Annotated in this window: 9 protein-coding genes and 1 pseudogene; 4 read left to right on the top strand and 6 right to left on the bottom strand. The window is 39.3% G+C overall.

All coding sequences use genetic code 11. The features are described from left to right. The 3 genes from A2003_RS04285 to rluB form a co-directional block, all read left to right on the top strand. A partial coding sequence (locus A2003_RS04285; RefSeq protein ID WP_353743757.1) for a segregation/condensation protein A occupies positions 1 to 391 on the top strand: 391 nt, incomplete at its 5' end. Continuing rightward, positions 388 to 987 carry an SMC-Scp complex subunit ScpB gene (gene scpB, locus A2003_RS04280; protein ID WP_004914032.1) on the top strand — a complete coding sequence of 200 codons (600 nt, stop codon included), beginning with the start codon at positions 388 to 390 and terminating at the stop codon, positions 985 to 987. The genes A2003_RS04285 and scpB, both read left to right, overlap by 4 nt. Positions 988 to 1028: 41 nt before the next feature. After that, positions 1029 to 1973, top strand: a complete 945-nt coding sequence (rluB, locus tag A2003_RS04275; protein WP_004952611.1) for a 23S rRNA pseudouridine(2605) synthase RluB — start codon at positions 1029 to 1031, stop codon at positions 1971 to 1973. A 79-nt stretch (positions 1974 to 2052) separates the two neighbouring features. Here the strand turns inward: rluB and A2003_RS04270 are convergent, their stop codons facing one another. The 6 genes from A2003_RS04270 to A2003_RS04245 are packed head-to-tail and all read right to left on the bottom strand — an operon-like array spanning position 2053 to position 11538. Beyond that, positions 2053 to 3774 carry an ABC transporter ATP-binding protein gene (locus A2003_RS04270; protein WP_286686854.1) on the bottom strand — a complete coding sequence of 574 codons (1722 nt, stop codon included), beginning with the start codon at positions 3772 to 3774 and terminating at the stop codon, positions 2053 to 2055. 14 nt (positions 3775 to 3788) lie between these two features. After that, positions 3789 to 4931: an ABC transporter permease gene (locus tag A2003_RS04265; protein WP_286686853.1), complete on the bottom strand. Its 1143-nt coding sequence runs from the start codon at positions 4929 to 4931 to the stop codon at positions 3789 to 3791. A 7-nt stretch (positions 4932 to 4938) separates the two neighbouring features. Then, on the bottom strand, positions 4939 to 5877 hold the full coding sequence (locus A2003_RS04260; RefSeq protein WP_042891421.1) for an ABC transporter permease: 939 nt from the start codon (positions 5875 to 5877) through the stop codon (positions 4939 to 4941). A gap of 12 nt (positions 5878 to 5889) precedes the next feature. Then, positions 5890 to 7905, bottom strand: a complete 2016-nt coding sequence (locus A2003_RS04255; RefSeq protein ID WP_286686852.1) for a M3 family metallopeptidase — start codon at positions 7903 to 7905, stop codon at positions 5890 to 5892. 22 nt (positions 7906 to 7927) lie between these two features. Further along, complete coding sequence (locus tag A2003_RS04250) at positions 7928 to 9739, bottom strand: ABC transporter substrate-binding protein (protein ID WP_286686851.1); 1812 nt, start codon at positions 9737 to 9739, stop codon at positions 7928 to 7930. A gap of 14 nt (positions 9740 to 9753) precedes the next feature. Beyond that, on the bottom strand, positions 9754 to 11538 hold the full coding sequence (locus tag A2003_RS04245) for an ABC transporter substrate-binding protein (protein WP_129262015.1): 1785 nt from the start codon (positions 11536 to 11538) through the stop codon (positions 9754 to 9756). 657 nt (positions 11539 to 12195) lie between these two features. Between A2003_RS04245 and A2003_RS04240 the strand changes: the two are divergent. Continuing rightward, positions 12196 to 13656 (top strand): annotated as a pseudogene (locus tag A2003_RS04240) (TonB-dependent receptor plug domain-containing protein); the annotation flags it as partial. Positions 13657 to 13718 lie beyond the last annotated feature (62 nt).

The following is a 13718-nucleotide window of genomic DNA, read 5'->3' as shown; positions in this document are numbered from 1 at the left end:
ACAAGTGGCTGAAAAATTAGGGCAAATGCCAATTTTTGAGCGAGATACTTTTAGTACTAACGTAAGCATAGGTCATATTGCTCCGATTTATGAAGGTTATGATGTAGATGCATTACGTGATGCTTTGTTTTGCGTATTCAATCGTCCTGAACCTGTTAAACATGTTGTTGCACAAGAACCTGTATTGTTAGAAGAGCGAATCGCCTTCATCGAAAGTCAACTTGCAACTGGTTTGAGCTTGAGTTTTATTGAGCTGCTAAATCCAAAACAAGGTCGTATGGGAATGGTTGTAACATTTATGGCTGTTCTTGAACTCACGAGACAACAAAAAATTCAAATTATTCATTCTGGTATAGAGGCTCCATTAACTATTCAAGGAGTATCAGCATGAGTTTAGAACAATTCGATTCACATGAAGGCATGTCACTTGAAGATATCCATCATGATGTTTTGTTGCAAATTGAGGCTATTTTATTTGCCAGCGACTCCCCAGTTTCACTAGCACGACTAAAAGAAGCATTTCAAAACCAATATAATAAGCAACAATTACGTACTTTTGTGCAACAGCTTGCAATGTTGCAGCATGGTCGATCTATTGAATTAATTGAAACTGCACAGGGCTTTCGTTTTCAAGTCCGTGCAAAATATCGAAATATTATCGCGCAAGTTTGGCCTGAACGTCCGACGAAACTTTCTCCTTCTTTACTCGAAACGGTTGCAGTGATTGCTTATCATCAACCTGTAACACGTGCTGATATCGAACAAATTCGTGGTGTTTCAAACAATAGCCAAAACTTGAGAACGCTTTTTGACTGGAACTGGATTAAAGAATCTGGTTTTAGAGATTTACCTGGAAGACCCGCGTTGTTAGTTACAACGCCTCAATTTTTAAATGCTTTTGGTTTAGCTTCGCTAGGTCAATTGCCTCCCCTACAGAACGCCAAGGAAGCATTCATGGCTCTCGATGCACATGCGCCGAAGTCTTGAGAAGGTGAACTGTTGATCATTATGTCTAAGGTTGTGCTGTCATGAGTGAAAAATTACAAAAGGTACTGGCGAGAGTGGGGTTAGGCTCACGTCGTTATATGGAAGAAGTTATTGCTGCTGGTCGTGTCAGCATCAATGGTAAAATCGCCCAAGTGGGTGAACGTATTGAACCGACTGATGAACTCCGTATCGATGGTCGTAAAGTACAATTCCAGATTGAAGACGAAATACGTCGTCGTGTATTGATCTACTACAAGCCTGAAGGTGAGATTTGCTCACGCAATGATCCTGAGAAACGCCCTACTGTATTTGATCACTTACCCCAAATCGCCAATGATCGTTGGGTGATGGTGGGTCGTCTTGATATCAACAGTACTGGTTTATTGATTTTTACAAATGATGGTGAGCTTGCTAACCGCTTAATGCACCCTTCAAATGAAGTAGAACGTGAATATGCCGTGCGTGTTATGGGTGAAGTCACTCCGCAAATCCGTAACAATATGCTCAAGGGCGTCGAACTTGAAGATGGTCCTGCTAAGTTTGAATCTTTCTCCGAAATTGGTGGCGATGGAATTAACCGTTGGTATCAAGTTGTTGTGAAAGAGGGTCGTAATCGTGAAGTACGTCGTATCTTTGAATCACAAGGTTTAAAAGTAAGTCGTCTACTCCGTACTCGTTACGGTACAGTGATTTTGCCACGTGAATTACGCACAGGTCGCTGGATGGAACTCGATAAAGCCGATATCGATAACTTAGCGAAATCAGTTGAATTAAAACCTCGTCAAGGTACGGGCTTATTCGGTATGGCAAAACGTCGTACTGAACGCATGAGTGAAAAACCAATGGCGGCGCGTCGTGGAGGTTATTTACGTCAACAACGTCGTGATGATGAACAACCAGAGCAACAACAACGCCCAAATGCCAATAATAACGGCAACAGTGGACGCAAAACTATTGGCCTGAATAAAGGTTTTAAAAAGTTCTAATTGCTCAGCAATTTAAATAAAAAAACGCTCAAATTTGAGCGTTTTTTTATGGGACTTAGATATGAAAATCAGAAGCTAGCTAAGCAATACCTTGTGGAATTGCTTTTAATAATTTTTGAGTATATTCATGTTGAGGATTCAAATAGAGCTCATCTGAATTTGCAATTTCAACCACTTCCCCATGATTCATGACCATTACTTGATCTGAAATATATTTCACCACAGATAAATCATGAGAAATAAAAATATAACTCAAACCAAACTCATCCTGTAAATCCTGAAGCAAGTTTAATACCTGAGCCTGTACAGACACATCAAGCGCTGAAACTGACTCATCACAGATCAAAATCTCAGGTTTCAAAGTTAAGCAACGTGCAATCGCAATCCGTTGACGCTGTCCTCCCGAAAACTCATGTGGATAACGATCATATGCTTCAACAGGTAGGCTAACACGCTCCAGAAGCTCTAGTGCAATTTTTTTACGCTCTTGATCATTTTGACCGATCCCATGAATACGCATCGGTTCAAGTAAAATCTGCCCAATGGTAAAACGAGGATTTAATGATGCGTAAGGATTTTGGAAAATGATCTGAATTTTACGTTGATAGAGGGCAAATTCCTTCTCTGACATCGCAAGAATATCTTTACCATCTATAAAGGCCTGACCACCAGTTGCTTCATGCAATCGCATAAGTAACAAACCAATTGTCGTTTTCCCAGATCCAGACTCACCCACCAAACCCAATGTTTTGCCCTTTGCCAGTTTAAAGGAAACACCTTTCACCGCCTGAAACTCATCACGTCCCCATAAACCTTTACGACTATAAAATGATTTTTTGAGATTTTGTACATCCAAGATAATCGGCTCGTCACCTGTTAAGCCACGACTACGTTCTTGCAGATGAGACGTTGACAGATTAATGGCTTCGATAAGCTGACCATTTTCTTGTTTCATAAAGTCACTGGTCACAGGTAAACGATATGGACGTGAAGATAGTTGTGGACGACAATGCAACAATGCTCGCGTATAGACATCATTCGGTTGTTCTAAAACTTGTTGAGCATCTCCACTTTCACGAATTTCACCATGACGCATTACAATCACTTCATCGGCAATTTCACCGACCAATGCCAAATCATGGGTAATAAACAACATTGACATTTCACGACGCTGACGCAAAGACTCCAACAAATCAATAATTTGTTTTTGAATGGTGACATCTAGTGCAGTTGTAGGCTCATCCGCAATCAATAGTTTCGGTTCACAAGCGATCGCCATCGCAATCATCACACGTTGTTGTTGACCACCAGATAATTGACTTGGATAAGCATCGATCTTGGTGTCGGGAGATGGAATACCGACTTCTTTCAATAATTCTAAAACACGTGCACGAGCTTGTTTACGTCCCATACCCAAGTGGATACGCAAAACCTCTGCAATTTGATCACCAACGGTAAATACTGGATTTAATGATGACATTGGCTCTTGGAAAATCATCGCAATATCTTTTCCACAAATATTACGTAACTCTGCAACAGATAGATTGAGTAAGTCTTTATCTTCAAAACGGATTTGGCTCTGTTCTGAAATTTGACTTTGTCCTTTCGGTAACAATCCCATAACTGCCAATGAAGTGACTGATTTACCACTTCCCGACTCTCCAACTAAAGCAACTGTTTTATTTTTTGGGATACTAAACGAAATCCCTTTAACAGTTTTAATCCATTGTTTGCTCTCGGATTTAAAACTCACCTCAAGATTTTCAACTTTTAATAACGGTGATTCATTTATTGTTGTCATCTCATCTCACTCCGCTATTTCAGTTTTGGATCCAATGCATCACGTAATGCATCAGTAAACATAGAAAATGCTGTCACTAACACCGCCATCGCAATCGATGCGGCAGCCAATTGCCACCATTTCCCTAAAATCAATTCGGTTTGTGCCTCATTCAACATACTGCCCCATGACACAACACCGACAGGAACACCAAAGCCGAGGAAGCTTAAGATCACTTCTGACTTGATAAACGCTACCACTAGAATTGAAATCTGAACCAACGCGATATGACTCACGTTCGGGAAAATATGCACAAACATACGGCGGAAATGGCTGACCCCAATTGCTTTGGCAGCAAGTACATATTCACGAGATTTATGCTTCATATATTCAGCACGAATCAAACGGAACACTCCTGTCCAGCCTGTTAAACCTAGAATTAATACAATCGAAAGAATACCTTTCTGCTGCAAAACCGCTGCAACAGCCAAAACCAATAATAGATAAGGTATTGAGGTAAAGATGTTATAGAACCAATTGAGCACATCATCTACCCAACCACCAAAATATCCCGCGATTGCACCAAGAAAAGTCCCAATTACAACAGCTAAAAGTGCTGATAGTAATCCTACAAGAATCGAAGTTTCTGCGCCTTTAATCGTTTTAAGGAGAACATCTTGCCCCCATTTATCTGCACCGAATGCCAAAGTTGATTTCAGCTCTTGCTTTTGATCAAGTAACTCGCCTCCAAGTTGCTGATTGATTGCTTGCATATCCGATGCCAATGGATCGGTTACACCGTAGTAATCAATGGCTGCATTGCCTGAGGTTTGTTGTGCTGTTTGAGTATTTAATTCCCGTAAAATATCTTTTAAAGGATCGACTGGATTTTCAGGTAGAACTTCCACTTGCTTGGCGACTGGACTCAGAGGCGAATCTTCAGTATCAGCGCCCATAAAGGTTGGCGGTGCATAACTAACTGCGACTTCTTTGTTCCAATCCGAGGCGATTACGCCTGTAACAGATAGTAGCAGCACAATGAAATAGGCGAATACGATGAATAAGGATGCCATAGCAATACGATCAGCTTTTAATCGTTGTACTGCCAAACGCCATAATCCTGAAGATGCGGTATTAGTCTGAACTTGCTCTTTTCGTTTTGATAATACACTCAGCATAGTTCACCTACTTCAACTCTACACGCGGATCGATTAATTTATAAATCAGATCAGCAATTAAGTTAAAAAACATGGTCGCAGCGGCAACGTATACCGTAATCGCTTTAATCACAGGAAAATCACTTCGTTCAACGGCAATAATGACTTCTCGACCGATCCCTGGAATACCAAAAAAGCGTTCGATCAAAAAGGCACCAATTAACAAAGCAGGTAAAGTTGCCATCACATCCGTCACAATCGGAATCGAAGCATTACGTAAAACATGCACGCCATAGACACGTCGTTCACTCACCCCTTTAGCGCGTGCCGTGCGCACATAGTCCTGATTCACCTCATCTAAAATAAAGCTACGATACAGTCTTAAAGTCGGGGCGATACTTACCACCAACATGATAAGAACAGGTAATAATGCATATTTGAATAGATTTTCACTGAAGCTATCGCTCCAGCCTTGAACTGGAAACCAACCAAGTTGATAAGCAAAGAAGTATTGAAAAATAATGATATAAACCAAAATACTAATCGACATTCCAATCGTGCAAAGCATCATTACCATACGATCAGTCAAACTTCCTCGCACTGAGGCAACAGCCAACGCCAAAATGATCGAAATAACGGTTTGTAAAATCGTCAATGGAATCAAAATCGTCAATGATGGCCCTAAACGCGTGCTTATAATTTGCGAGACCGATTCACCTGTACTCCAACTCACACCATAATCGAAGCTTATAATTTGCTTGATAAAGATCCAAAGTTGAACGTAATAAGGCTGATCGACACCTAACTGTTGACGGATATTTTCTATTTGCTCAGGATTCGACATTTTTCCTGCCAAGATATATGCAGGATCTCCCCCCACCCAATTGAATAAGAAAAAAATCAGCAGCACGACCCCGAGCATCGTTGGGATCATCTGCCATATACGGCGTATGATATATGCCAGCATAAAGATGCTCCCTTATTTCACTCGTTGACCTGTAATTTCATCAAAAAATGCTTTGTTGTTCGGTTTACGTCCGAGGAAATCTTCGACCAACTTTTCTGCTGGTTTTTGGCTACCTTGAGATAAAATTGTTTGTCGATAATGCTGACCAACTTTTGGATTATTTAAGTTATCGCCAAATGCCGACAACATATCCAAAGCCATAACCTCAGACCACATATATCCGTAATAACCTACTTGATAACCATTCATGATGTGATTGAACTGTCCAGGGAACTCAGTTGTTGGTACGTACCCAAGTGCTGTAGCATTTTCCATTTTCTTCCACACATCCAATGGCTGTACCTTCAAAGCATCCGTTCCATGCAATGCCATATCATACTGGGCGTATAAAGTTTGACGTGCATAATGCAAACCACGACCGTAACTATGTACAGCGGCTAACTTTTTAATTAATGCTTCATCAACTCTTGGGCAGGCAGGTTGGCAATAATCTGCAAGTTTAGAAAGTGTCTCTTTTCGTCTTGCCCATTCTTCATACATCTGAGAAGGAGCTTCTACAAAATCTCGCTCAACGGTAGTGCCCGTTTGTGATGAATATCGAGTGTTGGAAAGGATGCCATGTAAAGCATGTCCAAACTCATGTACAAAAGTTTCTAGCTCATCACTGGTCAATCCTTGACGGTTAAAGTTAGTCACTAAAGCTGAAATAGGTTTACGATCAGTTAATGTACTTCGCCCATAAACACTCCACACAGCAGCATGACCATATTTCCCTTCACGTGGGAATTTGTCCATGTATAGTCCGCCCAGCAATTTTCCAGTTTTGGTATCCGTTACATCGTAATATTCAACTTCATCTTGCCACGCAGGCACTTTTACAGGTTTAAACTCGATACCATATAAGTTAGATGAAATCGCAAATAACCAATCTTGTGCTGCTTGAGTTGGAAAATATTCACGCAGTTTTTCTTGATCTACTTGATATTTAGCTTTGCGTAACTTTTCACTCCAGTACGCTTCACTCCATCGTTCGATTTTGGCTTGCTCAAGTGGAATATTTAATGTTTGAGCTTTAAATGCTTGTAAGGTTTGTACTTCTTTTTGTTCTAAAGGCGAAACTGTTGCATGAATATCTGCCAGAAAGGTATTCACTGCTTCAGGTGTTTTTGCCATGCGTTTTTGTAAAACCCATTCAGCATAACTTGATTTTCCAAACAGTTTTGCAAGTTCATATCTCAAATCGACAGCTTGTTTTAATAAATTCAGATTCTTTTCACCACCACGGCGTGTAAATGCGACTTGATAACGCTTTCGTGCCTCGTCATTTTCTGCAAGCTCCATAAATGGACGATATTCTGGATATTCAAATCCTAGTAAATAACTTCCTTTTTCATTTTTCTTTAAAGCATCAATATAGCTTTGTGGTAAACCTTTTAACTCAGCAGCAGTAAATTCTAGCTTCTGCTTATTATCACGAACGTTCCGACTATATTCTTGCTCTATTTTAGTGAGTTGATCCAATATTTCTTTTAAACGCTGCTGTTTATCAACAGGGAGTTGTATCCCTTTTTCTTCAAAATCTTTCAAGATATCAGCTTGAAACTTTTGATCGATAGGATCAGTAGATTTAATTTTTTTAAATTGTTGATAAAGTTTTGAATTTTGCAAAATTTCAGTTTGAAACTGACTAATTTTAACCTCACAATCTTCTGCAGCTTTGCGAACTGCTTCATCAGGATCTACGTTGCTATATAAACCGATTGGACCGTAAAAATTCTCAAAAGAAGCAAGAATCGCATCCCATTTTGCCAATATTGGAGCGGCTGGCGTATCTTGAGCAAGTTGAAGAGCTTCTAAGGACGTAAGCTGTTTTTTAACATCGTTAATTTTGGCGTCACATAATGCTGGAATATCTTTTGACTGAAATAACGGTAAGGTTTGTCGAGTCAAGTTATCTGCCGATGAAAATTGATTAACTCCCATCGTGAGTAGGCAGAAGGTGGTGAGTTTTAAATTGTAATGTTTCATTGTTACTCCAGTTCTTTAAATTTTATTTCTTCATATCAATATCGATGTACATCCACTCCGCAGGAAGTATTGGATGCTTTTTAAAACCAATCACTCGAGGCTGCGCCAGAATATTTCGGTAACGAGCACCGATCACTTGTACAGGCATATAAACCTCTAAAATACGTGACATTTTTCTGTATATGGCATCGCGCTCTGGACCTGGCACCATGTTTTGAGTTTGTTCATAAAGACGATCAAATTCAGGAATTTTGATACAACCATTGTTCGTTACATTGATATTTTTGCCATAAAACAACTGCATAAAATTATCGGCATCAGGATAATCTGCGATCCAAGCTGAAGCTTTGAACATGGTTTTACATTGCTTTTCCAACTTCAAGGCTTCTGAAAATGGGAGAGATTGTGTGGTCATCTGTATCTTGAGACCATCAAGGATTTTCTTCCAGAATTCAGCTTGTTGTTGACTACGTAAACTACTACCACTAACAGTCATCTCTATGACCAAAGGCTTACCATTTGGCAAGGTTCTCCAACCATTTGTACCAACTTTGTACAGATAACGATCTAATAATAGATTGGCTGCTTTGACTGAATAAGGAATACTTGATCTGTAATTTGGGTCATAACCAACAACACCTTCTGGGATTGGTGCTTGTAATTTTTTAGCATCACCTTTTTGCAAGATATTGATGTAGTTATCTGCAGAAAATGCCATCGCAATCGCACGGCGTAAGGCTATTTTTTCTTTGCTTAATCCCCCAACAACAGGGTTTTGCATGTTCCAATAATGATAGTCAAGTGATGGATCAACGATGCGAGATAATTGCACACCTTTTTTCACCAATTCAGGTTTTAACTTACCATTTTGTAAAGCCTGTACAGTCAATTCACCATCAAGTTGAAATAAGTCAACCTCATCTTTACTGAATGACAACCAGCGGGATTGCCCTTCTTCCATCACTTGGATGTCAATCACACCAATCTGAGGCATTTTTTTGCCTTGCATCGCTTTTACAATTTTCTGGTCTTCAGGGGAACTCGCTTTAAAGTTCCATACAAAACTACGAAAATCAGGATTGGCTTTTAAAATAATTCTTGAACCTGGTGTCCAGCGAGATAACATATAAGGTCCTGTACCCACAGGATGACCCATCGCAAACCCAGCTTTGTTTCGATATTTTTCGATCACTTCTCTTGCCACAGCACCTGCTGGTTGATGTGCAAGTAACATTGGAAAGTTTTGGTCTGGTCGAGTTAGACGGATAACCAATGTGTATCGGTCTGGCGTTTGTAATCCCGCAATCGGTTGGTCGTAATTGAATTTGCCATTCTTTTGCGCTTGCTTCTGTAACGCATCCATTCCAACAATACGTCCATCCAGTAACCAACTGTTCGGTGAATGTAGATTCGGATCCAAGAGTCGTTTAAAGGTATACGCATAGTCAAAAGATGTGAGTTCACGTTTTTTTCCTTTAAAAGCAGGATCATTTGCAAAATAAATCCCTTTTTGCAAACGGATGGTATACGTCAAACCATCTGCACTAATCTCAGGTAATGCGACTGCCGTGCGAGGGACTAACTTTGCTGGCGATGCTAAATAATCATATGTATATAAAGTCTCGAAAATCGAACCATTCACATGTGCAGAATACAAATCATGCACACCTGCAGGATCAAAACCAGTTTCAGCGACTGGAAAGACATAACGCAATACTTTATTTGGATCAGCTGGACTTTTAGCAAATGTCAAAGTGGTTGTAGAACTCGCTATAAGCCCAACACAAAGCGCCAAACTGTAGGATTTCAATGAAAGTTTATAATTTTGCTTCATCTTGAACTCAACACTTATTTTTGTCGTGGTGAAGCAATATCTAAATATTGCCAGTTACTGTTCATAATTGGATGGGCTTTAAAACCTTGAACGTGGGATTGGATCACCCAATTTCGAATACGGGTATCTTGTAAAATTAGAGGATTGTCAGCTTCAATTTGACGACTCATTTTTTCGTAATATGGCATGCGCTTTTCTGGAGGCTGTTGCATCGCTTGTTTATACAAACCATCATAAGCGGATGAGCTATAGCAAGACTGATTACCTCTGCCTACATTCGGTCCATATAATAGTTGCGTGAAATTTTCTCCTTCAGGATAGTCTGCATGCCAAGCTCCACCCCAAATCATATATTGACATTGCGTCGCTGCTTTTAAGTTATCTGCGAAGTTACTTACTCTGAAATCTGCGCGAATGCCGATCGCATCTAAATTCTTTTTCCACAACTCCGAATACATCACTGAGGATGAGCCACTTTCAGTATTTATTTTTAGAACAAGTGCTTTGCCATTTGGCAGATTTCGATAACCATCAGCACCTTTTTTATAACCAAAATGATCTAACAGTTTATTAGCCAAACTCGGGTTATAGCCAATACTACTTCGATATTTTGGATTGTGCCCATTTACCCCCGCGGGTACCAACATTTCAGCTTTAACAGCCTGTCCTTTTCTCAGTATCCGAATATATTCATCAACATTAAATGACATCGCAATTGCGCGTCTTAATGCAATTTTGTCCAAACTGTTCCCACCTATGATTGGATCACGCATATTCAGCATGGTATAGGTGATCTCTGCCTCCTTGTTCGGATAAAGTCGAATCCCCTTTTGTCGCATCGCAGGCTTAAGTTGATTATTTTGGTCTAAAACTTTAGGAATGGAACTCGAGGTGAGCTTATCGAAATCGAGTTGTTTTGATTGAAATGCCAGCCAACGTGACTGCTCTTCTTCAATAATACTGATATTTACTTTACCAATTTGAGGCATTTTTTTGCCTGTCATTTCTTTAACTAACTGGTTATCCCAAGCAGTTCCTGTCGATTTAAAATTCCAAACAAAACCTCGATAATCTGGGTTAGCTACTAGTTCTATTTTACTACGGGGCACATACTTACTCAGCATGTAAGGTCCTGTACCTACGGGGTGCATTCCCAATCGATCTTTATAATAATCAACTACTTCACGAGCAGTAGCACCAAACGTACTATAAGCTAGAATATAGGGAAAGTTATAATCAGGTTGAGTCAAGGTAAATTGAAGTGTGTATCGATCTAAGGCTTTTACCCCCTCAATCTTGGCATCATAATTGAAGCGACCTGTTTGTTTTGCTTGCTCAACTAAGGCATTTGCACCCACAATTTTCTGGTCGATAAATGCATATGAAGAAGAATGATTTTTAGGATCTAAAATACGTTTGACCGAATACACATAGTCTTCTGCAATTAACTCTCTACGCTGACCTTTAAATGCTGGATCAGCAGTAAAATAAATACCTGGCTTTATTTTAAATATATAAACTTTCCCATTTTCTTTGATCACAGGCATACTTTGTGCCGTAGCTGGAACCAACTTGACAGGATTAGCTAGATAATCGTATTGCAGCAATCTCTCAAAAATAACATCGGCTACATTACCGCTATAAAAATTAAAAGTTTTGACCATATCAAAACCATCGTCAGGCGCTTCAAATGCGATTCGAAGCACCTTATCCGCTTGCGCTGGAGTTTTAGCGTTTCCCAAAGGAGCAAATACAATAACGGTTGAGAACAAAGCGACCGTAAAAAATTTAGACTTCAATTCAATGCTCACATTATCGTTTTTTAATAAATACTAGACTTTCGAATAGCATTCAACCACACATCGATCTCACCTGCCTGACTTAATCCAATGATCTTGTTCACAAAAATGAATGGTTTGTGATATTTTTACCAATCATAAAAATAATTCAGATGTAAAACCGACATCAAGACCCAAAATTACATTGCTAATTTCATGCCACTTTTCAAACAAATTTAAAAATAGAAAAATTAGACTCCCGTCTATTCACCCCTCCAATCAATATTTATTCATCCTAATTAAAAGTAACTTTATGCAAAATCTCATTTTTTCATAATATTCTTAACAATTAAAATAAGAGGCTATAAATACATGTTTTAAAATACATAAAATAAAAATGCACCAAATAAATGCACATATAAATTAGCATGTTTCATTTTAATACCATGTATAAAACCTAGAAAACTGTAAAAAAATGCCAATAAAAAATATTTTTATAAATTCATAATTTTTTAATAAATAGTAAAAATATGAAAAGCTTATTCAATAAAACTAGAACGCTTTTACACAATTTACTCTAGATTAAACCTGATCCAAAAAATGTATTTGGCACATGTCTTGCTAAAACGCTCTTGTTCAGTCTTTAAGAGTGACAATCCACTAGGGGTTATAAATTTAATGAAAAAAACTAATTTCGTTCAATCAAATGCTATGCCAAAAGCGAGCAAAACCGTACTCAAACTCAGTACCCTGAGTCTCAGTATGTTGTGTTTAACAATGACCCATGCAGCTGAAAATGAGTCGACCACGGAGGATAAACCCGCCAAAGTCGTCAAAGTTGCCGTTACAGGATCATCGATTAAAGGCGTTGCTGCACAGAGTGCATCTCCGATCACGGTGATTAGAGCAGATGACCTTGTAAAGCAAGGTGTTACAACAGTCGAAGAAGCTTTAACCAAGGTTAGTGCCAATCAAGCAGGGTTTTCTACAGCTCAAAATGTAGGTGCAAGTAATACTGAGGGTTCTTCTGCGAATCTTCGAGCATTAGGTACGGATAAAACATTAATCTTATTAAATGGTCGACGTTTAGCATACAGTCCATTTAGCACCTCAACCACAAACCTAAATATTATTCCAATGGCAATGGTTGATCGTATTGAGATTTTACGTGATGGTGCTTCGGCAATTTATGGTGCGGATGCAATTGCTGGGGTAATCAACTTTATCACCAAGAAGTCTTTTGAAGGTTTAAATATTAGTGCTGGCTTTATTCAACCAGAACAAAGTGGTGGTGATAAACAAGACATTTCAATTTTTGGGGGGTATGGTGATCTTGATGAACAAGGCTTTAATCTTATGGGGGTTATTGACTATCGTCGTTCAAATGACATTATGGCGAAAGACCGTAAAATTAGCCGACGCGGTGGTTTAATACCGGAGCTTGGTATTGATGGAACTTCTGCAAATGGTTTCCCAGCAAATTTTCGTGATCCCGTTACAGGAGCTCTTGGTAATCCTTATGGCGATCTAAACTGTAATAATGCACCTAATACTATCGCTGATAGTGGGCTCTGCTATCTCAACACACAAGCATTGATAGGAATTGTACCCAAAACAGAAACAATATCTGCTTTAGGACGAGGTACGTTCAAATTAAATGATAATTTCAATGCTATCGCTGAATATGTTTACTCACGAAATGAGGTGACTACATCAATCGCACCTGATGTTTACAGCCGCTCCGTTACTCTTCCTTCTACAAGTCCATACTATCCTGGTAATGGTATAACTCCTGAAGTTGCTGGATTAAGTGGTAATCCCCTTGAACTTTATTTGAGATCACAAGCTGGTAATCGCATGTCTAATCCAGTGAATGAATCACATCGGGCATTAATCTCTTTAGAGGGTGAAGCTTACGGTTGGGATATCAATACAGGTTTATCTTATGCACGTAGTGAAGCGACAGACGGTTTTGCTGGAGGGTATTTAAACAAAAGTAAACTCCAAGATGCTTTAAACAATGGAACCATTAATCCTTTTGGTCCTAGTGAAAATCAAGAGCTTTGGAAGTCCTTTGAAGTAAAAGGCGATACTAACACTGGTACGCTCACAGCCACCACATTTGACTTTACTATTAGTTGAACCGTACCGGGTTTGTCGGAGACCACTTTTCTTGAGAGAATGTCCCGATGAAAAAAGTA

It is taken from the genome of Acinetobacter sp. GWC1_38_13, assembly GCF_001767535.1.
GTDB lineage: Bacteria > Pseudomonadota > Gammaproteobacteria > Pseudomonadales > Moraxellaceae > Acinetobacter > Acinetobacter junii.
This window is presented reverse-complemented; position numbering and strand designations above follow the sequence as displayed.